Source organism: Alteromonas sp. 07-89-2 (genome assembly GCF_013113925.1).
In the GTDB taxonomy this organism is placed as follows: domain Bacteria; phylum Pseudomonadota; class Gammaproteobacteria; order Enterobacterales; family Alteromonadaceae; genus Alteromonas; species Alteromonas macleodii.
This window is the reverse complement of sequence record NZ_VTYM01000042.1, coordinates 1-20,168: the sequence shown is the minus strand read 5'-3', so window position 1 is coordinate 20,168 and position 20,168 is coordinate 1. Positions and strand designations below refer to the sequence as shown.

The window sequence follows — 20,168 nt, the reverse complement described above, 5'->3', positions numbered from 1 at the left end:
TTGTTGTGGGGACTTTGGGGTTAGCATGGTGAACACTCCGAATTTCACTATGCCTATTAGATCAAAGCCCCAGACTTTCGTCTAGGGCTTTTTCAACAGTCTGAAGGGGCGTTTGCCCCTTTTTTTATTTTAGGTTCATTGGGTCTCAATATAATTGAAACACAATGGGTTTAGCTATTTTTGACTAGTCAAAACCTAGCGTAATTTGTCCACGAATTTCACCGCTTGGGAATGCATCTGAGTGGAAGTTAGTGTAAAGACCTCCGTTTGCCATAACACCCATTTGCTCAGCGGTTAACGTAGTATTAGCTGGCACAGACCACATACCGCTGGTTCCGGCAGTAAGTCCAATTAGAACATCACCATTTACGCCCATTTCACCCTCGTGAATGTGAGCCATGTTTGCTGTCATACCGGTAATGGTTACGCTGCCTGACAGTGCACCTGTAGATGTATTCAAAGTAAATGCACCAGCGCCGCTTGCTGTTGTAGTTACTGCAGGCACTTCTTGTAGGCCGTTGGCAATGATGCCGTACACTTCAATATTATCAGGTGTGATTTGGCCGCGAATTTCACCACCAGTATTAGCTGCTGTATGCACATTCACATAATGACCACCTGCCAGTAGTTGCGTAGCTGTGGCTTCATCTAGTGCTATGCTTCCGTCTGTCATCCAAACGCCAGCGGTGCTTTCACTTTCCACAAGTCCTACAAGTACGTCACCATTTTCACCAGCAAACCCAGTATGAATGTGCGCCATAGTCGCATTTTCAATAGTGGTTACCGCCACAAGAGAAACGTTGTTGTTTGTGGTGTCGAATAGCGCATAGCCAGACCCCATTGCCATAGTGTCAACTGCTGGTACCTCTTGGCTGCCGCTTAGTGAGAATGTTACTACCGCAGTTGTGTCGGGAACAATCTGACCACGCACTTCGCCATTAGGGTTAGCGGTAGTGTGAACATTTAAATACCACTCACCGCTAGTCAGCGCGTCTAAGTTGCTAGGTGAAATATTAGTTTCAGCGAGAACATAAGTACCATTACCAGCATCAGTCAGTGGGAAAGCAACCGGACCATTCATACCAATGCCGCCATCGTGTACGTGTACACCAGTAACATCCGTTAAACCTGACACGTCAACACTTACGCTAAACGCAGGTAAGTCTTCGTCAATTTCGACCACTGCAGTTGCCATAGACATAGTAGTAACGGCAGGCACTTCTTGTGAACCACTTAAGCTTACATTGTAAGTCATGTCAGCATTAAAAGCTGGTGGAGGTGGTGCTAGGCCATCAAGCAACGCTAATTGAGGTAAATCACCTTCCATCGCGCCATCTAGTGCGATAGCAGTGTAAATCTCACCATTCTCAAGCGTTAAAACGCCGGTTTCGATCGCTACTGTTTTGGTGCCTGTTGGTGTAACCGTAACTACGTAGTCACCTTCTGCAAGACTTACGTAACCTGTTTCAACAAGCTCTCCAGTCTCATAGGCAATATCGGCAAATGCCGGGTCGACCGCATCAATTTCGCCATCTGCGGTTACGTAAATATCGACGTTACCCGCTGAAGGTGAAGCATGTACAATACGCACTTTCGCTTCTGTCGCTACGGAGCGGGGCATATCAACAAGCACATCAAGTTCTGGTGCTGCCAAAACGTTGTTTGCGATAGCGGTATAAGACATGCCTACTTCTAGCGTCAACTCAGCATCATCAATTGCCACAACACTGTTGTCGCTATCGGCTACAACGTCAATAAGATAGTCACCGGCTGCAACAGACAAATAGTCTGTGGTGCGCGGGAACTGTATTCCGTCCACCAATACTATTTCGTTATTTGCTACAACATCAACCGCTGGTGCGTCGCTGATACCGTGCACAACGCGGATAGCAGCACCTGCTTCTGCATCCCATATCTTGAAGCTTCCATCACCGTCCGCGGCCAGTAATGTTACTGGTGAATCGCCTGTACCTACGTTATTAGTAGCAGCGATAAGCAAATCGGCACCGTCTGCAAGGTTTACCGTACCAGAGTCGTATACAACCGTTGTCTCACCGGCCGGTGTAATACGAATTTGATAATCGCCCGCGGGTACTTGAATCAAATCTGTCGCGTCAGTAAATTCAGCAGTAACAAGCGGCTGCTCGGCAGTGATATCTGTATCTGGTGCCGTAACATAAATATCAACCATAGGTGCCATTGATGCTGCATGTACAATCTGTACTTGAGCATTACCAGCGTCAACTGCGGTTTCCATACTGGTCACTGTTAAAAGCGATAACGACTCATCGCCAACATTACCTACGGCAAAAATATCGTAGTTCATGTCAGCTTCTAAAGTAACGTCAGCTTGCAGCACTTCAGCGTTTTCACCTGGAAGAATACCTGTAACACCAATATCGTACATGCCTGTCTCGACTTCGAAGCGAGATGAAGCAACTTGGTAATCAACGTTTTCAAGATCGTTGAGTATGGCGTCATTAGCAGTGATATTTACCATTGGTGCGTCTGATGCTGCGTGAACAACTCGAACGTTTGCGTATTCTGGGGCGGGTGTGGGCTCTTGTACGACATCGTCGTCGTCATCCGAGCAGCCAATTAAAAACAGTGGTAATATTGAACATGCAAGGAGCGCTTTGGTCCTTCTCATATTTTGTATCCTCTTAATTGTGTTGTGGCAAACTCGATTACGCTGAGCAAATAAGAGAAGATCAACCTCCTTGCAACATTAACGTAATGTAATGTTTTCAATAATTTCACATTTATTCTTTTCCCTGGCAGTTTGTTCTACAAAATAGAACGAAGCCTTCATGTTTTTGATATTTTCATCCAACACGATTGCCGTAATATAGCCATATATTATCGAAACAACGAATATTGGAGTTCGGCATGAAAAAAGTACTGGCTATATTTTCCAGCCTAAATGGCAACCAAGGTAATTCCTCAAAGCTTGCAAACGAGTACCTTTCAAAAATTGAGAATGACGGTTCTGTGCACATTAACCGCGTGGATGTTGCCTCTCTGGCACTGCCTCATTTAACAGGTGAAGAAATGCAGGCGTGGATGACTGAGGCGTCTGAGCGAAATGAATCACAACAGGCATTGGCAAAAGTCTCTGATGACATTGTTGAAGCAGTAAAAGCGGCTGACGAAATTGTGCTAGCCGTGCCAATGTACAACTTTGGCATCCCATCGAGCTTAAAAGCTTACTTCGACCGTATTGCAAGAGCCGGTATAACATTTAAGTATACCGAGACAGGTCCTGTCGGATTGCTAGAAAATAAATCAGCGACTGTTTTTGCCGCGCGTGGTGGTGTGTATGCAGGTTCAGACTTTGATACGCAAACGCCGTATTTAAAACACTTTTTAAATTTTGTTGGTATCAGTGACGTAAAATTCGTTTACGCTGAAGGGCTTAACATGGGCGAAGAGCAAGCAAACAAGGCTTTTTCTGAAGCAAGCGAAAAAATTATTGAACTAACCAACAACTAAACACACTAAATTAATGCAGTTAGCTAAAACGTAGGAAGTATGTTTTCAGCTAAAAGTGTGTTCCAAGTTGAGTGTGCTTGATTGCCCCGCGTGTTACGCGGGGCTTTTTTATGCGCGGCTTTTAGTTTCTTGTTTGGTGTGACCTATAGGCAGCGTTGATATTCGCGGTGCTATTCGCTTTTGAGGAGTGCCTCTATGTCAGCGATAAAAGCCGGATCAGTGGGCTTTGTTGAACTAGGGTAGTGGGTTATTTGCTTACCGGAGCTGTCAATAAGGTACTTATTAAAGTTCCATGATGGCGCTTTGCCGGTGGCGGTTTTTAGCATTCTATACATAGGGTCGGCGTCTTCACCTTTTACCGATATCGGTTCAAACATCGGAAACTTTACGCCATAAGTCAATTCACACAGTTCTGCCGTTTTGCCTTCATCGCTGTCTTCTTGGTTGAAGTCATGAGAAGGGAAACCAAGTACGACAAAGTCCTTATCTTTATAGTCGCTGTATAGCGCTTCTAAACCTTCAAATTGTGGCGTGTAGCCGCAATAGCTGGCTGTGTTAACCACTAAAAGGGTCTTTCCGGCATATTCGTTACACAAATTCACCGTTTCTTGTGAGTTGAGCTTACGCTTCATGAACTTTAGTACGCTGGGGCACTCGCTCGCAAAGCAAGGAGTCGTGAAAAAGCTGAGCGCAAGCAACGCAGGTACAAAATCTTTCGCTTTCATAGTGTTTTACCTCATCAGTGAATTTTTGTTATTTTGTTCAGGCCGACAGACCAGTTTCACAACCATAAACGCAGATGGTTTACGTTTGGTTCACTATCTCAATCGATGAACGTTAGCGCATTAGTAACTGCTCTGCGTATAATGTTAACGTTTTTTACATAACAACGACTTAAAATAATGAAAAAATACTCTTCTTTACTCATCGCGGCTAGCGTTACTTTTGCGTTGGGCGGATGTGCAAGCACTACTAACGAACCATCTAGCCAAGCAGCGTCTACATCGCTTCCTGCTGCCACTGTCCAGCAAACCGTTACACCCGATGTCGCGCCTCAGAACAGCGCAAAAAATGGTGAAATTACTTTAAAGCAAATAATGTCACACCCTCAATGGATGGGCGCGCTACCCGAAGGTATGGGGTGGTCGGTCAATGGCGATAAAATTGTTTTTGAAAAAGAAAGACAGAATAGCGCGTTAACAGATGTTTATGTTGCTGAACTCACAAACCCTGCCAATGCCGTAAAAGCGCCATTATCAGATTTACACAAGTATCGTTTTGACGAACGTGTAGTAAGAAATGATGGTGTAATTGCTTATTCATTTGAAGACAGTGTTTATGTGCAATTTACCAACGGCGAAACCGTGCGTATCGCGCGTGGCGGGAATGCGCTGTCAACGCTTTCATTTATGACTGATGGCCGCTTAATGGCGTTAAGCGGTAACAAATTTATTGCTATAGACCTATCTAACGGCACCCGCGAAGAATTATTGAGCTGGGAGTTTAGCGACGAACCCAAAGCGGTTGAGCCGCCTAAAGATTATATTGCCGAGCAGCAACAGTCGCTGGTGGAATACATCAAACTACAGCGCAAAAACAGACAAGAAAAAGACGACGCTCAAAAAGCGTTGGCCAAAGAAAACAGCAGTGTAGCACCTACGCCGTTTTACTTTGATAAGTCGCATCGACTAGCGGGTATTAGCGTATCACCTGCGGGTAACTTCGCGGTAGTCGCCACCACGGAAAGTAAGCCGACTCGTGATGACAGCGACATCATGCCGCATTATATTCAAGAAGACAGCCGTATTGCCGCGAAACCCGTACGCCAACGTGTTGCAGATGCAGAATCGGTAAACCATGAACTGTGGCTGCTTAATTTGAAAACAGGCGAGAAGAGTGAACTTAAATACTTTAATTTGCCTGGGTACAATGACGACGTACTCGCAGACGTAAAAGAAGAAAACGCGAAAGCCAATGGCGAGACCTATGAAGTTAATCGTTTGCCGCGCGACATTACCTTACTGCAAAGCTGGTATTGGACTAAGCCTTCGATTCGCTGGCACAAAAACGGTAACGCTGTTGCCGTTATGCTAGAAGCGTGGGACAACAAAGACCGCTGGATTGCAACGGTCGACTTAGCGAATAAAACGCTAGAAAACCAACATAGGCTTCATGACGATGCGTGGGTAAACTACCGTTTCAACGCATTTGATTGGCTAAATGACAGCGAAACACTTTACTATCAGTCTGAGCATACTGGTTACTCTCACTTATACGTTCAAAAGCCTGGCGAGAAACCTGTCGCGCTAACCAGCGGCCGTTTTATTGTTGACGATTTAACGCTTTCTAGTGATGACAATTATATCTACTTTAAAGCTAACATGGAGCACCCGGGGCTTTACGAAGTTTATCGTGCAGATTTAAGTGATAATACCATCGATACCATGACTGATTTGAATGGTATGACAGACTATTCACTTAGCCCTGATGGTAAAAATTTGCTGCTAAGCCATAGCAAGGTGAATCAGCCACAAGAGCTTTACGTTAAGCCAGCAAACGAAACAACAGCGGCAAAGCAAATCACGCAAAGCACCAGTGCAGATTTTAATGCACTTCCATGGGCGGTGCCTAACATCGTTGCTATTGAATCGTCGCATACCGATGCACCTATTTACGCACGAGTATATTTACCGGAGAATTACGACAAGACGGCACCAAATAAAGCGGTAGTGTTTAATCACGGTGCAGGCTACTTGCAAAACGCCCACATGGGGTGGTCTGGTTACTTCCGAGAATACATGTTCCATAGCATGCTCGTGCAGCAAGGCTATGTCGTACTAGATATGGACTATCGCGCTAGTGCTGGCTACGGACGTGATTGGCGAACCGCTATTTATCGTCAAATGGGTACGCCTGAAGTGCAAGATTTGCGTGATGGTGTTAACTGGCTTGTTGAAAATGCAAATGTAGATCGTGAGCGTATTGGCACATACGGAGGCTCATACGGCGGCTTCTTAACCTTTATGTCTATGTTTACCGCGCCAGATCTGTTTGCGGCAGGTGCAGCACTTCGTCCGGTAACCGATTGGGCCCATTACAACACGCCATATACGGCTAATATTTTGAATACGCCTGATATCGATCCCATCGCGTTTGAGCGTAGCTCGCCGATTTATTTTGCCGATGGACTAGAAAAGCCTTTGCTTATCAATGCGCCAATGGTTGATGACAATGTGTTTTTCCACGACACCGTGCGATTAGTACAGCGTCTTATCGAGCTTGAGAAAGAAGATTTTGAAACAGCCATTTATCCGGTAGAGCCACATGGCTTTGTGCAGCCAAGCTCTTGGCTTGATGAATACCGCCGTATTTACAAGCTATTCGAAGAAAACTTATAAGCAAAGCCTTTACTTGAATCGCCCAGCATCTAAGAGGCGCTGGGTTGTTCACAAAGTAATAGGCATACAGAAAAAGGCCCAAATTCAATGAATTCGGGCCTTTTTTTAATCTTCATTTTTTGCTTCAGCACATTTTATCTGTTTTAACGAATTAAAATGCGCAAAAAGAGTGACGCTATATCGCTCGAGTTTCTATTTTCTTTTCGCCGTAATAAACATAAGTAAAAAGATTGCGATACCCGTAAGCGCACCGAATAAATGCGCGTCTACGGCAACCTTTGCGTCAATCAGGTTTGCAACTTGTTCACTACTACCGTCTATTTGCTCGTATCCCACTTTAATCGCTAACCCAATAAGTAGTAACCAACCCGACTTCATCTTCTCTTTTATATCAACACAGGCGCCCCATGCGAAAATACCGTGTAATGCGCCAGACAAACCCGCGTACCATATTAGATCTGGAGAGAAGAAATAAAGCCCGACACTGGTTCCTAAGCAGCACCATACAAAAACTTTTAAATACAAACCAATGCGATAATGTTCACCGTGTAGGGCCCACAATAGCGCCAGACCTGCTAAATTTAAAAGTAGGTGGTAGCCATTGGTATGAACAATATTTCCGCTGACTATTCGCCAAGTTTCTAGACCTTGAATGGCGTACCTGTCGTAAGCCAAATAATTGCCAGACATAGGCTCAAAGAAAAACGCGACAACGGAGCATAGCGCAATAAATAAAGGACCAGCGCTATACTTAAGCGAAAACGGCAGTGACATCATCAGTGTTAGTTATTTTTGAAATTAGAATTTGCTGGCTATGATACAGAAATTGCCTACAGGGTGAAAACTGAAGTACGCCCAAAACAAAAAGACGACAGTAAAGGAGTAATTATGTCTTACATTATTACCGAAACAAATCAGCAATGCTTAACCATTACACTTAACCGAACCGATAAGAAAAATGCGTTAACACGCGACATGTATCAAGAAATGGCGAATGCCATATTAGGTGTTAAGAACGATGGCTCAACCAAAGTGGTGGTTATTAAAGGCGCGGGCGATTGTTTTACTGCAGGAAATGACATTGGAGACTTCGTACAGCAACAAGATCACGCTCAGGTGCCAGAAACAGCTGCCTTTATGCGAGCTTTGGCTGCATGTAATTTACCGGTTATTGCACAAGTTCACGGATTAGCAGTGGGCATAGGCACAACGCTTTTACTTCATTGCGATTTTGTTTACGCCACTCCAGATACCCGATTTGTTCTACCATTCATCAACTTAGGGCTTGTTCCTGAATATGCATCAAGTTATCTTTTGCCTAAGGTTGCGGGTCATATAAAGGCGGCAGAGTGGCTAATGCTGGGCGAACCCTTTACCTCTGCTGATGCCTATCAATTTGGTATTCTGACAAAAATTGTCGACGCTCACGAAATAGATCAAACGGTTCAAACTACGGTAGAGAAACTCGTCGCCAAGCCTTCATTTTCGCTTAAACAAACAAAAGCGCTATTAAAAGGTGACGGAGAGCGAACAAACCAACAAATGAACGAAGAGTTTGATATATTTTTAGAAGCGTTGGGCACAACCGCAGCTCAAGAAGCGTTTGATGCGTTTCTTAAAAAACGCCCAATAAACCCCGAAAAATTTAAATAAGAGGAAGTATTATTTTGAGACGCAGTGCTTTTTTCAGAGCTTCAGTGGTAACTCTTGCATTATCTAGCTGTTTTATTTTTGGTGCGAACGCGAAACAAACACGTGAAGTCGGAGAACCAGAAGCGGCAACAGGCTACATAGAGAAAAAGGCATTTGAAGCCGAAGATTATATGGTTGTAGCGGCAAATCCCTATGCGTCTTGGGCGGGAAAGAATATTTTAGAAAAGGGCGGAAGCGCCATTGACGCAGCGGTGGCTGTACAATCGATGCTTTCGCTGGTTGAACCACAATCGTCAGGTATTGGTGGTGGTGCGTTTATCCTTTATTGGGATAATAAGAACAAAGTACTTCACACCTTTGACGGCCGTGAAACAGCACCGAAAGCTGTCAATTCTCATTGGTTTATTGAAGGTAATAAGCCAATGCGCTGGTTAGATGCCGTAGTAGGCGGTAAGTCAGTTGGCGTGCCTGGAGCAGTAAAAGCACTAGAAATGGCTCAGGGCGAGTTCGGCAAGCTGCCTTGGAATACGCTGTTCGACGATACAATCAAAACAGCTGAAGACGGCTTTAAAGTATCGCCGCGTTTAGCCAAACTTGTTGCATTAGACTATCACCCTGGCCTGAAAACTTTTCCTGCAAGCTCTACTTACTTCTTCCCGGCAGGCCTGCCGTTGAAAGAAGGCACAGTAAAGAAAAATAAGAAGCTGGCTAAAACCTTAAGAGGTATTGCTGAAAAAGGCAGCGATTATTTACTGAAAGGCGACGTTGCCGAAAAAATAGTGGAAGCGGTTAATAATGCGGAGATTAACCCTGGCCAAATGTCGTTGGAAGATTTAGCAAGCTATGAACCAGTAAAACGTGAACCCGTATGTGGGCTATATCACGAGAAGCGCATTTGCGGTATGGCACCACCTAGCTCAGGAGGCGTAAACGTTTATCAAATTCTAAAAATGTTAGAAGGTTTTAACCTTAGTCAATACGCACCGGATTCAGTAGAGTTTGCCAACCTGTATACACAAGCGAGTGCGCTTTCATATGCCGATCGTGAGAAGTTTATAGCGGATAGCGATTTTACTAACTTGCCGTTTGCGGCCATGATTAATACCGCTTATCTTCAGCGCCGTGCCGAGAGTATTGCTGTTGATAAAGAGTGGCGCCGCAAACGCGCGGGTAATCCTTACGCCGATGCGAATGTAGCACTTGGTACGTCAATGGAGCTGCCTAACACCTCTCACGTTTCTATAGTAGACAAAGAGGGCAATGCAGTATCAATGACTACCAGCATTGAATTTATGTTTGGTTCTGGGATTATGGTAGAAGGCTTCCTGCTTAATAATCAGCTTACCGACTTTTCATTTTCGCCAACCAAAAACCGTTTTCCAGTACCAAATCGCGTAGAGCCTGGTAAACGCCCTAGAAGTGCTATGAGCCCAACAATGGTGTTCGACAAAGAAGGGAACTTAGAGGTTGTTGTAGGCTCGCCGGGCGGCTCTAGAATTGTAAGCTACGTCGCTCAAACCCTAATTGGAGTTTTAGACTTTGGCTTGGATATTCAGCAGGCCATCAATCTTCCTAAAATCACTAATCGAAACGACTACACTGCGTTAGAGAAGGGCACACCAATAGCTGAGCTTGAAGAGCCGTTAAAGGCACTCGGCCATAACGTCAAAGTAGTGGATTTAAACAGCGGTCTTCATGGCATTCAGTTTAAATCAGGTAAATTAATTGGCGGCGCAGACCCTCGCAGAGAAGGCATTGCAGTAGGGCGCTAATTTGGCGTTTGCCTAGTTAAAACTAGATGCAGCAATGCGCTGTTTGCGAGTGAAAGCGGAAGATTAGATATCTTCCGCTTTTTTGTGTTTGAGGCGGGCAGAAACACTCGAGAGAAGAGTTCTCTTTTATCGATTAGTTCGTGTAAAGCAATCAACCATCAAATATTAATGTAACCTTCAAGGTAAGACACCGCTTGGCCAGAAATAAGCACGCGGTCGCCTGCCACCTCACATTTTAATGTGCCGCCTCGTTTGGATGCCTGATAAGCCACAAGTTTTGTTCGTCCAAATACTTTTCCCCAATAAGGCGCTAGCCCAGTGTGGATTGAACCGGTAACTGGGTCTTCATCACCGCCGTTCGCAGGCCAGAAGTAACGGGATACGAAGTCAAATTGCGTACCAGGCGCTGTCACTACCACATCATAAGGCGCTAGTGTTTTTAGTTGTTCGCTGTCTTGAATTACGCTTAAAACGTCGTCTTCGTCAGAATAAACAGCAAAATAAGCTTGGTTATTTTTTAAAATGCTTTTGGGCTTGATAGAAAGCCCTTGTAGTAACGCTTCAGGCACATCGTTGACTGGGTGGGGCATTCTATTAGGGAAATCCATTTGAATGAATCCGTCGTCTTTCTTAACGACTTTCATCGTACCAACCGACTTGGCGAATAGAGAAATGTGCGGTAATTGGTAATTTTCGCTAAAGATTACGAACGCGGATGCCAGCGTTGCGTGGCCACAGAAGTCGATTTCCGTCATGGGGGAAAACCAGCGGATAGCGAATATACCGTTATCATCTTCAACTAAAAAAGCAGTTTCAGAAAGGTTATTTTCTGCAGCGATTTCTTGCATTTTTTCATCGCTAAGCCATTTTCCCGTTATAACTACTGCAGCAGGATTGCCCTTAAACCTTACATTGGTAAATGCGTCGACAACGTTAATTTTAATTTTCATTAGAACGCGCTTTTTTTATGATCGTATTTAAGTTTGGTTTAATTGGCATTGCCTTAAATGGGCTAACGTTAGCGCCACCTGTATTTCCATGAGGTACTAGCCCAAAAACAGTTTTTGTGGCAGCGCCCGCAATTCTGAAAAGTTGACCAAAAAACTCACCAATATTGCCTTGTTTCACTGCCCATAAAAGCATTTGAACGTGTACTTTAACGTGTAGTCTTGTAGAGGCTTGACCAAGAACGTGGGCATTTTCTAAATGAGCGAAGGCTTCAGCCTTATTTCCGTAATTTTGCTCATTGCGGGCTAATGCCAACTCATCTTCAACGTAAGGGCGGATGTTTCGCGTAAAGATTTTTGCTTTCAACATAGTGTAAGCACCTTCTATTGAGGTTGATTTAAACCAAGCTCTTTTTGCATTTTCTTGGTTAGCCCTAACGATACTAGCTTAAACGACGCGCTTAAATAATATTCTAATTCCTCATCTTCGTTACTGTCGCAATTGTACTGCTGTATCCACTTCATTCCACGACTAGCAAGATAGGGAGCAGGCCGATAGCCAGGCTTCTCTTCCAGAAAATAATAGTTTTGCTCAGACGTTTTAAAGGTAAAAGCAGGGTGCCCTTCCTTGCCAATGCTCCCTATAGCAAAGACTTTACCACCTACTTTCCATACTTCTGAATTTCCCCACTGAACGACATAAGTAGTGTGGGGGAGTGCTTTGCAATAGTGATTGAATTCATCAATGGTCATATGATTCTATTTATTAAAGACACTGACTAGTGGTTATTGTGATTAGTAAGCATCTTAATAAACGTTTGGTTCATATCGCTACCCTCTTTTAAGAACTCGTAGTTAAGCAAGTGGTCTGCCCCTCGATAGTTTATGTGCTTACACTTATGTTTAGTGCGCGCATTCATTTTTTCACAAACTGTTTCAGCCATAGTAGGCGAGGGCCAAATTTCATCGTTTTCGCCAGTCATTAACACAACATCGGCGCTGATTTTCTGTACAGGAATATTAGCTTTACCGTTGTCTGCTCGATTTTCTAAAGATTGCGTATAGAGATCTAGCAAACCATTAACTTCACCCGACGGGTTGAAAGGAACAAACGCTAAGTCTTGCCCGTCGTAAGTCCAGCTGGAACCAGGCACTTTACTCCAATCTTTCAAAATACCTGCCCAAACAACAGAGCTAGGCGCAATAGCAACCACATTTGAAATACTTGGTTCTTTTGACGCTAGAAGAAGTGACAGTTCAGCGCCTTTCGACCAGCCAACTACAACGATGTTGTCCGGCATGGTGTCGGGTTGTGATTTTAACCACGACATAGCCTGAATTACATATTCAAGAGGTATTCTCTCTAACTCTGGTGGTAAGCCTTCTTCCTTAAAATAAGCTAAAGCTAGGGTAGGGAATCCCGCTTCAACGATTGGACTAGCGAGCTTTTCTGGCACGCCTCCCTCGGATCCTCCAAGCACTAAAACGCCCATTTTTCTCTCATTAGAACCCGATGGGTAGTAGGTGGCCGCTAAGCCATCTTCTTCAAATTTTAGTGTCCGCGTTGAGGCTTCGCATTGCATTGATACAAGTAAGAAAAAGAGGAAACAAAAAAGCACGGTTTGTGTGTTCATTTAATACCCGTTTGATTAACTTAAGATAAAAGGTTTAGTAGGAAACACCGCCTAAAAGCTCGATTACTTAATTTTGTTGTGAGACGGTAGATCGTTGCATATATCGCAGTGAATCCGCCTTTTAAAGTTGTAAGCACGGCGGACTGCAAAGATAAAGATGGAAATGAAAGCCCAAGTGGCTCCGAATTCCAGCGAATAAAGGGTAGATTGCCCCTTGAAGTACTGAACGCTAGCAAAAATAGCGCATAACAGGGGGAGAGCTACTAAGTATTGTAAGGTCCATTTCTTAAGAGGCATTGTCATTCCTTCGATGTTTTCTAAAACTTAGGTTTACACCACTTTACGAGCCCATAATCTTAAATTTTAAAGCCTGAGAAGGGACGTATCTTTGCGCTTTTGATTACAAAAAATACATGCTTTCTACTAAATAAGCGATACCTAGAGAGCAAAGGATGGTTAGAAAGTTGAAGGTTGCTCTTATAATCCATCTGAATTTATCGTAAGAAATACCCAATGCACTAAACGCAATAACAATTGTGCCCATAATGCCAAACCAAGGTGTAAAAAAGACAATAGCTTTCCATTTAACCACTGAGACGGCGAGGTCATGAAGCGCCCCGCTAATCAAAAATGTGATCAAAACAGACAAGGAGGTTGGCAGAAAGGCATTAAGTGGCCTCATCACATTGCGAGATAAGTAATAGCTCCATATCGGATTCCAATGTCGCCAAAATTGAGCGAAAGATCTTGCGCCAAAGGAGCGGTACAGCATATTTCTCATTGAACGCTTCGCTCCCAAAGGCACACCGTTTCGTTGCTTAACGTACTTTGAAAGCGTTAACAAATTTTGCATTATAATCTCTATTCCGTTCGCTATTTTAATTAACTTCTACACGAACATCTGATTTCACCATTTACATACCTTTCACTGTAATCCAATGCTGGGCATTGCATTTTTATTTGATTGCACTTTGATCGGTTACCACTAGACACTCTATTTCCAGTAATTGTTGATGAAATCACGTCGCTAAGAACCTCGTCAGCAGTCCAGGGCTCAACATCAAGTGCAGTGCAACCAGACAGCAGCCCTAGTAGTAAAATAGCAGGCAAAGTGGTTGGTACTTTTCTCGTAATATGTACTCGTATTTTTGGGCTTACGACTTAGTGTATTTATATTCAAAAGAAACAACTGCTGCACACAATCCGCCGACGATAAAACAAAACAGGGCGGTAGACACTGTACCTGCACTAAAAAGCCACGCTAAACCTCTCGCGCCATCCCAAGACACTGAAAGAACTGGGCTATTTGGATCGCCATACATAGTTCTTTGCCCAAGGAAAATACTAGAAATCCAAAGTAAAATAGTCACTAGTGAAAAGATATAGCCAAGAGCACTCGTGGCTCTTGCTGCGAAAAGTAGGGTAGGAAGGTTATCCGTCTTAATCTTCGAGTGCGGGTAAAACTTCATGAAAATCCTTTTAAAAACTGTGAAAAGACTAGATATATAGTTCGTTTAAAATTGTTTAAACAAACTGAGTATTAGCTTACGTACATATTGGATGGCATCAGGTGTAACCTAATAGTTTTGCTGCCAGTAGCGCTAACGATATTACAGAGATAAATATTTGCAAAGCCATTAATTTGGGTTTTGGCTTCTTCTCCGATGTCAAAAATCGATTGATGTTCACCTGAGTAATTAAAAACAGTACTGAGATAAGAAGCATAGAGACAGCAACAAATGGCTTGTCTGATTGAAAATAGCCAACTGCCAAATAAATTGGCAATATAGTAAAGAAAGTTAGGATAATCCTAGCTGGTATTTCATTTTTTATCATAATTCTTCCTTGTGTATTGTAGAGAAAACTGAGTTTTTTCGTAAGATTTTAGCTAAGCCAGGCTTTGGACTTTGTTACAGCTGGCAGGTCTAACAGCAGTTCTTTTAAAAAAACAATTCCCGTCGACATTTATGCTCGCTATTTACAAGCAATTCTCAACGATGTGTTATACGACGATATAAAACTATAAGTAACCTGTATCTTCATATTTCTCATAGCCTGCTTGAGTTAGCGCCTTGAGTTGTTGAAAAAGTTTGGTATCTTCAGTTTTAAAATTAAAGCATGACTTACCCTGCATTCGCTTTTTAAGCTCTGGGGTAATAGTTTCAAGCAAATCCGGAAACACGTAAACAGGCATGAGGTGGAAGCTAATATAATTCTTACTTATTTTTACTGAGCCAAAATACATGGACTTCTTGTTTTTCATTACGTGGTGCGTGTTCAGATAATAATTATCGGGTGTATCTGTAACTACATCCATTTCGCTGGCATATGGGGTCAGTATCTTTTTTAGCTGTTGGAATATCTCGTCCGGATTACCCATTAAATTAACCACCTTTAAGACTCTATCGATTAAATATTTTCAACTTCGCCTAGTTTCAAGCTTAAGCTTAGCACAAAGTGTCAGCTTTCTTGCTGTTGTCAGTTGTATTGAATCTTGCTGTATATAATGACATCTCACAGCTTATGTATCGCGGTCATTTGGGTGGGAAAGTGAAGCCTCCCAGGAAACAAATGCAGCAAATAGAGCAGATACGACCAACACAACTATAGCGAGAAAAAGAGCAATTACTCCCAATTGATATGGATGTGATTCATAAGTTTCTCCTTGGCCTGCAACCGGTGCACTTGGAAATAGATAAGCATAAAATTCAGAAAAGAAAGCTAAAAGCGCTATGCCTATCAAGAAGTAGCCGGCATAGGCTAACAAACGCGCAAACAATAGTAGTATGCCTAGGTTTTTGGGCGTTAAGTTAGAGTAGGGTATTAGTTTCATCATGGTTCTCTTACATTAACTCACTGTGCGCTATCGCTTTCAGTAAGCGACTGAGACAATGAGGCACTATCATAAAATTCAGTGAAACGGTTATTCATGTGTCGGCCTTTGAAAATAGTGGAGGCTAAACCAACGAACCGAGTTGTACATCCAGTTAACGCAGATTCCAAAGATAATAAATACGGGCACTGAAAATGTTGACAGTGACAATATATTGGCTTGGGCTGCATCTAGCCCCGCTAACTTTAAAAGCAAGCCAGAAAGCAAAACCGAGATTATAAAAATCACTACTTTGAAGAAATTACTATTAGCAACATCCACTATTACTCTCCTTGAGTGTTGAACCGCTTAGTAACTACTAAGCCGCTTCTAGGAATTTTTTATTAAAAGGAATAGAAAAAAACAGAAAGCACCAACAGAATTAAGCCGATTAAAATATAAAAGACCGGTGTCGTACTATTGGTTTTTACAGAGTGAGATTGAAAATACTGATTGATACTTGGAACTAGCGTATTCAACAGGTGGTTATATTTCGATTGTTTTAATTTTAGTTGTCCTGTGCCAACCCAGCTTTGAACTGACACAAGAAGATCGGCACTACTATTTGTGAGTTTAATCAATGAAACTTGCTCTTCAAACTGTATATGGTTTTGGTCCAGTGCGTAATGTAGAGCATTTCTAAATGAGTCGTCAGAAATCCCTATTGCCATATAGCCTTTCATTTGAATCCAAAAAAATGCTAAAAGAACAACATACATAATGGGGGACATCAAAGATAACAAACTAAAAACACCGGTAGAAAATTGAGTTTCAACTGTCATAATTAGTTGAGGGGAAAACGCGATAACCATAAACACAAAGAACACTTTAGAAGGTAATAACAAAGGTTTCTTAGAGGCTATGACTTTTAGGCCGATATAAAGAAAAAATACCGCCATTAAAGTAAAAACCAGCGGAAAATATATGTTCAAAATAAAACTTCCTGTTGATAGTACTCCAGACACTTTGAATTCCTTTTCTTATAAAACGCTAGTAATAAGTCGTGTGCTAAGTTGAAACAGATCTTTTATCGTGATTTCTAGAATAAACATAGCCCAATTAAGGGCATCTGCATTAGCCCAACATATTGATTAAATATTCCAGTCAAGTCTCACTTTGGTATATTGTTTAACCGGCTCTCCGTTTAATCGGGCTGGCTTATACTGCCATTTTTTGATGGCGTTTTCACCATTCTTATCAAAAACACCTGAAGGTACTGATTCAATAATATTGATTGCTTCTACCGTTCCATTCTCTGCTATTACTAAATCAGCAACAATAAAGCCACTGATGTTATTAGAAGCAGCAGATGGCGGATAATCGGGTTTAACTCTTTTAAAAGGTATGGCTGGAGCCGTTACTTCGTGATCGTAATAAACATTTAATGGGACAGATGCGCAACCCGTTATCACACCCATAATAAAAAACACTGATATTTTAGATAATCTCATCAAGTTATTACTCTACTCCAGATCTTTTAACCGCGGAGGCGGCGACAAGGCTGCAACGACATCCCCTGAGCGAATGCGTTTCGGCAAATATAGGAAATAGTTATGTGAAGCGACTATCAATTCATAGAAAGAAGGCTTCGAGGCTTAAGTTCCAAACTACTTTCTAGCTTTTCTATTTTTTGAAGAAGTTCTTGATTTGATTCGCTGGCTTGGTCGACTTGATTTTGAAGCTTGTCTACTTTTTGCTGAACTGTCTGATTAGCTTGACTTTGTTGATATAAAATAAATGATTGCAAGCTTACGATAAGTGCAAAGGCGATAGTTGATAGTGTTAGCTTTGTGTAACTTTTCATAGAACTTCCTTATTTCAATTGAACCTTAAGACTACCAGTGAATTTTTTGTTTTTCACTAGTTCATTCATTTTAAATAGCTGCATATATACCTCGGCCAAAATCAGAATGGAGATAAATAGCCAACACTCTTACGCCAAAATAAGCAATTAGTGATAAGTTTGCATATTCTCATCACCGCTCGGTAAATGCCAGTTTAAGTCCAAGGCCTGCAAAACTGGCCGAAAATAATCTTTGCATGCTCATGGTCGCTCTTTTCGAATTCACAATGAACAGACTAAAACTGCACGATAAAAAACCATATATAACAAAAACAGCAAACGTCAGGGCCATGAATATGCTACCTAAAATGAGCATATGAGAGAGTGCGCCATCTTGATTTGCGGGTACGAATTGCGGAATAAATGCCAAGAAGAAAATAGATAGCTTCGGGTTTAAAATATTGAGTAGAAAGCCCTTTATTGCAATGTTTAGATAAGTAGACTGGCTGCCTTTGCTGTTCACATTGAGTGGCGATGACGTTTTCCACATTTGCCAAGCTAAATAAAAAAGATAGATAATGCCAAGGTATTTAATAATCTGAAACGCAACTGCACTTGTGTGGAACAATGCGGCTAGACCCAATGAACTCGCAAGCAAAGCCGGAATAATTCCCAAAGTGCAGCCTAGCGCTGCAACAAAACTTGCTCGCTTCTCAATAAAAAGCCCCGTGGCAACGGTGTACAAAACTTCCGTGCCGGGAATAAGTACGACAATAAGAGACGTAACAAGAAAATCTACAGAAATCATCCCACAGTTCCTATACTTTAAAAGTTAAAGCGCAGTTAGTAGTATAAGCACGAAGTAACAACATATGCGAGGGATGAATACTCAAGCGTAGCATTCTGTAAAGGAGCCATTGCTGTGTACGTTACTTCGCGAACCCTCTGAACCTCTCTAGAACTTTCTTATCGGGTATTTGGCATTGTTGTGTGCCACCGAACAGTTTAATGCGATTACGGGCAAACGTTTTGTAGAAAAAGTCTCTTAAGGTACGCGGTAAAATTCTAAATACGCCAAATACAAACCAAAGCCCAGACAAATCTTTAGCGATTTCTAACGCTGCGTCTGACCAGAGAAACAATTGTCCGTTTTTTACTAACATAAATGTATCAATACCTACTGTATCGACCTCATACTGCTCAATAACTTCTTGAGCATATTCTGACTGCATCGGTGAGAAGGTAAAACGTTCCGCTTTGTCCCGCTTCAAAATAAATGCAACAGCCCCATTGCAGAAGTTACATACACCATCGTAAATAACTAAGTCTTTATTTTCCAATGAACACCCCGTCATAAAGCCGCCAGAAGTTTAGAGAGTGTATTGCTAAGCCAAGCGTTTATCTATTTAACCAGGGAAAAGTGAGCAACATAGTAAATTCGTTAGCTACCTTTGCTTGAAAAATCTGCATGGCTGAATACGCTTTTCGCTTTATTGATTCCGCTCTCTAAATGTTCAGCGTGCAGCCAAATGTCAATTGCGTTATTGCTCCTTTGAAAGAGGCTTAATCGATTGCCATGAACCTCTACTTTTACGACGCTATCAATACGAATCGCGGTTCTGTGTACAAACGAAAACCGAAGTTTCGAGGTTCGATTTATCAATACCTGATCGCCGTTGACATCGAAAAGCTCTCTATTGCGAGACTTATAATGAAAAATAAATGAAATTAGCGCAAATACAGCTAATAAGATTAAGAACAGATTTTTAAATATAAAAGAAGGTAATTCTTCCATGCTTTTCTCTAGTAGTTAACTTCCAATAAAAAAGCTTGCACGAGGGCTATAATGGCCATGCTGCTCTGACCGGCTAATCGGCACTCTTACTTTGTTTTATTTCTTGCGACCTTTCAGTGAAACCTGTGTTAAAGCCTTCAACAAAGGGCTCAGCGGACAAGGATAGAAAGAGACAAAATGAACCAAGCAACATCATGTTTCGCTTGTTTTTTCTATATCCGAAACCACTGAAATAAACGAATGAGATAAATAAAATAGCCTCAAAGTAAAACATCGTAATTCCTTTTAGTTTTCAATTTTTATGAGTGTAGTAGATAGTCTGTCATGTGCTCTTATGATTAGTGTTCGGTAGGGAGGCTTCCCATGAAACAAGTGCAGCACAGAGGTTCGATATTATGAGCATAAGGAAAGCTAAACCAATGTTTAAGAACCCTGCTATAAATCCGTGGAATAAACTTTGCTGGTAGCTTAAAGCAAGACTTCCTTTAACATGAACAGGATCACTTAAGGAGAAATAGTCAAATATGACAGCTAAAAACAAAACCAAAGAGAGACTAAAGAAAAAGTACCCAAGATAGGCTAGAAGACGAGCCACAAATAAAAGAACTTCTAGGTTCTTCGGTTTTAAATTAGAGTAGGGCACTAGCTTCATAATAATTCCATTTATACGTGTTTATGATGAGGCACGGGTCTATTGCCACACAAGACTCAGATAAGGTGTACTAGCTCAGACTTGATCTGACAGTTACCCGTTTTTTCAGGTGTCGCTGTCAGTTTAGATTTGAGCTAGATTCTTCTCAGCCCAAGTCCGTTTCCCATCGA

22 protein-coding genes are annotated in these 20,168 nt (G+C 42.2%); 4 read left to right on the top strand and 18 right to left on the bottom strand.

What is annotated here, in order from left to right:
• Positions 1–184 precede the first annotated feature (184 nt).
• Positions 185–2,650, bottom strand: coding sequence for a CHRD domain-containing protein (locus F0261_RS18830; protein ID WP_171338657.1), 2,466 nt, complete (start codon positions 2,648–2,650; stop codon positions 185–187).
• Positions 2,651–2,889: 239 nt separating this feature from the next.
• Here F0261_RS18830 and F0261_RS18825 point away from each other — a divergent pair, with 239 nt between their 5' ends.
• Positions 2,890–3,492 carry an FMN-dependent NADH-azoreductase gene (locus F0261_RS18825; RefSeq protein ID WP_014949716.1) on the top strand — a complete coding sequence of 201 codons (603 nt, stop codon included), beginning with the start codon at positions 2,890–2,892 and terminating at the stop codon, positions 3,490–3,492.
• A 170-nt stretch (positions 3,493–3,662) separates the two neighbouring features.
• Here F0261_RS18825 and F0261_RS18820 read toward each other — a convergent pair whose 3' ends face one another.
• Entirely contained in the window at positions 3,663–4,217 is a 555-nt protein-coding gene (locus tag F0261_RS18820; protein ID WP_014979479.1) for a glutathione peroxidase, read from the bottom strand.
• A 177-nt stretch (positions 4,218–4,394) separates the two neighbouring features.
• Here F0261_RS18820 and F0261_RS18815 point away from each other — a divergent pair, with 177 nt between their 5' ends.
• The gene (locus F0261_RS18815) at positions 4,395–6,890 is read left to right on the top strand and encodes a prolyl oligopeptidase family serine peptidase (RefSeq protein ID WP_171338656.1); all 2,496 of its coding nucleotides are present in this window, start codon (positions 4,395–4,397) and stop codon (positions 6,888–6,890) included.
• A 192-nt stretch (positions 6,891–7,082) separates the two neighbouring features.
• Here F0261_RS18815 and rrtA read toward each other — a convergent pair whose 3' ends face one another.
• Positions 7,083–7,667 (bottom strand): rhombosortase, encoded by a 585-nt coding sequence (rrtA, locus tag F0261_RS18810; RefSeq protein WP_014949713.1) that lies wholly within the window; start codon positions 7,665–7,667, stop codon positions 7,083–7,085.
• A gap of 111 nt (positions 7,668–7,778) precedes the next feature.
• Between rrtA and F0261_RS18805 the strand changes: the two genes are divergently transcribed.
• Both F0261_RS18805 and ggt read left to right on the top strand, forming a co-directional pair.
• Positions 7,779–8,543: an enoyl-CoA hydratase gene (locus tag F0261_RS18805; RefSeq protein WP_232306395.1), complete on the top strand. Its 765-nt coding sequence runs from the start codon at positions 7,779–7,781 to the stop codon at positions 8,541–8,543.
• Between the two features lie 14 nt (positions 8,544–8,557).
• On the top strand, positions 8,558–10,315 hold the full coding sequence (ggt, locus tag F0261_RS18800) for a gamma-glutamyltransferase (RefSeq protein ID WP_014979475.1): 1,758 nt from the start codon (positions 8,558–8,560) through the stop codon (positions 10,313–10,315).
• A gap of 158 nt (positions 10,316–10,473) precedes the next feature.
• Here ggt and F0261_RS18795 read toward each other — a convergent pair whose 3' ends face one another.
• The 15 genes from F0261_RS18795 to F0261_RS18725 form a co-directional block, all read right to left on the bottom strand.
• A complete protein-coding gene (locus F0261_RS18795; RefSeq protein WP_171338655.1) occupies positions 10,474–11,265 on the bottom strand; it encodes a PhzF family phenazine biosynthesis protein in 792 nt (263 codons plus the stop codon).
• Positions 11,255–11,632 carry a DUF3703 domain-containing protein gene (locus F0261_RS18790; protein ID WP_014979473.1) on the bottom strand — a complete coding sequence of 126 codons (378 nt, stop codon included), beginning with the start codon at positions 11,630–11,632 and terminating at the stop codon, positions 11,255–11,257. The genes F0261_RS18795 and F0261_RS18790 overlap by 11 nt, the downstream gene beginning before the upstream one ends.
• A gap of 14 nt (positions 11,633–11,646) precedes the next feature.
• Entirely contained in the window at positions 11,647–12,015 is a 369-nt protein-coding gene (locus F0261_RS18785; protein ID WP_171338654.1) for an MmcQ/YjbR family DNA-binding protein, read from the bottom strand.
• 26 nt (positions 12,016–12,041) lie between these two features.
• On the bottom strand, positions 12,042–12,896 hold the full coding sequence (locus F0261_RS18780) for an acyl-CoA thioester hydrolase/BAAT C-terminal domain-containing protein (RefSeq protein ID WP_171338653.1): 855 nt from the start codon (positions 12,894–12,896) through the stop codon (positions 12,042–12,044).
• 400 nt (positions 12,897–13,296) lie between these two features.
• Complete coding sequence (locus F0261_RS18775; RefSeq protein ID WP_171338652.1) at positions 13,297–13,749, bottom strand: MBOAT family O-acyltransferase; 453 nt, start codon at positions 13,747–13,749, stop codon at positions 13,297–13,299.
• Positions 13,750–14,050: 301 nt separating this feature from the next.
• On the bottom strand, positions 14,051–14,365 hold the full coding sequence (locus tag F0261_RS18770; protein WP_039236131.1) for a hypothetical protein: 315 nt from the start codon (positions 14,363–14,365) through the stop codon (positions 14,051–14,053).
• A 97-nt stretch (positions 14,366–14,462) separates the two neighbouring features.
• The gene (locus F0261_RS18765) at positions 14,463–14,732 is read right to left on the bottom strand and encodes a hypothetical protein (protein ID WP_014979467.1); all 270 of its coding nucleotides are present in this window, start codon (positions 14,730–14,732) and stop codon (positions 14,463–14,465) included.
• Positions 14,733–14,916: 184 nt separating this feature from the next.
• Positions 14,917–15,276, bottom strand: coding sequence for a hypothetical protein (locus tag F0261_RS18760; RefSeq protein WP_014979466.1), 360 nt, complete (start codon positions 15,274–15,276; stop codon positions 14,917–14,919).
• 141 nt (positions 15,277–15,417) lie between these two features.
• A complete protein-coding gene (locus F0261_RS18755; protein WP_171338651.1) occupies positions 15,418–15,732 on the bottom strand; it encodes a hypothetical protein in 315 nt (104 codons plus the stop codon).
• Positions 15,733–16,112: 380 nt separating this feature from the next.
• A complete protein-coding gene (locus F0261_RS18750) occupies positions 16,113–16,733 on the bottom strand; it encodes a hypothetical protein (RefSeq protein ID WP_014979463.1) in 621 nt (206 codons plus the stop codon).
• Positions 16,734–16,859: 126 nt separating this feature from the next.
• Positions 16,860–17,219: an energy transducer TonB gene (locus F0261_RS18745; protein WP_171338650.1), complete on the bottom strand. Its 360-nt coding sequence runs from the start codon at positions 17,217–17,219 to the stop codon at positions 16,860–16,862.
• A 116-nt stretch (positions 17,220–17,335) separates the two neighbouring features.
• Positions 17,336–17,572: a hypothetical protein gene (locus F0261_RS18740; RefSeq protein WP_171338649.1), complete on the bottom strand. Its 237-nt coding sequence runs from the start codon at positions 17,570–17,572 to the stop codon at positions 17,336–17,338.
• A 172-nt stretch (positions 17,573–17,744) separates the two neighbouring features.
• Positions 17,745–18,359: a LysE family translocator gene (locus F0261_RS18735; RefSeq protein ID WP_171338648.1), complete on the bottom strand. Its 615-nt coding sequence runs from the start codon at positions 18,357–18,359 to the stop codon at positions 17,745–17,747.
• A 121-nt stretch (positions 18,360–18,480) separates the two neighbouring features.
• Positions 18,481–18,891, bottom strand: a complete 411-nt coding sequence (locus F0261_RS18730) for a thiol-disulfide oxidoreductase DCC family protein (RefSeq protein WP_014979459.1) — start codon at positions 18,889–18,891, stop codon at positions 18,481–18,483.
• Between the two features lie 101 nt (positions 18,892–18,992).
• A complete protein-coding gene (locus tag F0261_RS18725) occupies positions 18,993–19,346 on the bottom strand; it encodes a hypothetical protein (protein WP_171338647.1) in 354 nt (117 codons plus the stop codon).
• Between the last annotated feature and the right edge of the window lie 822 nt (positions 19,347–20,168).

Coding starts and splice junctions, on each gene's coding strand:
- F0261_RS18770 (WP_039236131.1), bottom strand. CDS start 14,365: ATGAAGTTTTACCCGCACTCGAAGATTAAGACGGATAACCTTCCTACC.
- F0261_RS18780 (WP_171338653.1), bottom strand. CDS start 12,896: ATGAACACACAAACCGTGCTTTTTTGTTTCCTCTTTTTCTTACTTGTA.
- F0261_RS18745 (WP_171338650.1), bottom strand. CDS start 17,219: ATGAGATTATCTAAAATATCAGTGTTTTTTATTATGGGTGTGATAACG.
- F0261_RS18825 (WP_014949716.1), top strand. CDS start 2,890: ATGAAAAAAGTACTGGCTATATTTTCCAGCCTAAATGGCAACCAAGGT.
- F0261_RS18815 (WP_171338656.1), top strand. CDS start 4,395: ATGAAAAAATACTCTTCTTTACTCATCGCGGCTAGCGTTACTTTTGCG.
- F0261_RS18805 (WP_232306395.1), top strand. CDS start 7,779: ATGTCTTACATTATTACCGAAACAAATCAGCAATGCTTAACCATTACA.
- F0261_RS18785 (WP_171338654.1), bottom strand. CDS start 12,015: ATGACCATTGATGAATTCAATCACTATTGCAAAGCACTCCCCCACACT.
- F0261_RS18725 (WP_171338647.1), bottom strand. CDS start 19,346: ATGGAAGAATTACCTTCTTTTATATTTAAAAATCTGTTCTTAATCTTA.
- F0261_RS18790 (WP_014979473.1), bottom strand. CDS start 11,632: ATGTTGAAAGCAAAAATCTTTACGCGAAACATCCGCCCTTACGTTGAA.
- F0261_RS18760 (WP_014979466.1), bottom strand. CDS start 15,276: ATGGGTAATCCGGACGAGATATTCCAACAGCTAAAAAAGATACTGACC.
- F0261_RS18765 (WP_014979467.1), bottom strand. CDS start 14,732: ATGATAAAAAATGAAATACCAGCTAGGATTATCCTAACTTTCTTTACT.
- F0261_RS18820 (WP_014979479.1), bottom strand. CDS start 4,217: ATGAAAGCGAAAGATTTTGTACCTGCGTTGCTTGCGCTCAGCTTTTTC.
- F0261_RS18795 (WP_171338655.1), bottom strand. CDS start 11,265: ATGAAAATTAAAATTAACGTTGTCGACGCATTTACCAATGTAAGGTTT.
- rrtA (WP_014949713.1), bottom strand. CDS start 7,667: ATGATGTCACTGCCGTTTTCGCTTAAGTATAGCGCTGGTCCTTTATTT.
- F0261_RS18830 (WP_171338657.1), bottom strand. CDS start 2,650: ATGAGAAGGACCAAAGCGCTCCTTGCATGTTCAATATTACCACTGTTT.
- F0261_RS18735 (WP_171338648.1), bottom strand. CDS start 18,359: ATGATTTCTGTAGATTTTCTTGTTACGTCTCTTATTGTCGTACTTATT.
- F0261_RS18740 (WP_171338649.1), bottom strand. CDS start 17,572: ATGAAAAGTTACACAAAGCTAACACTATCAACTATCGCCTTTGCACTT.
- F0261_RS18775 (WP_171338652.1), bottom strand. CDS start 13,749: ATGCAAAATTTGTTAACGCTTTCAAAGTACGTTAAGCAACGAAACGGT.
- F0261_RS18755 (WP_171338651.1), bottom strand. CDS start 15,732: ATGATGAAACTAATACCCTACTCTAACTTAACGCCCAAAAACCTAGGC.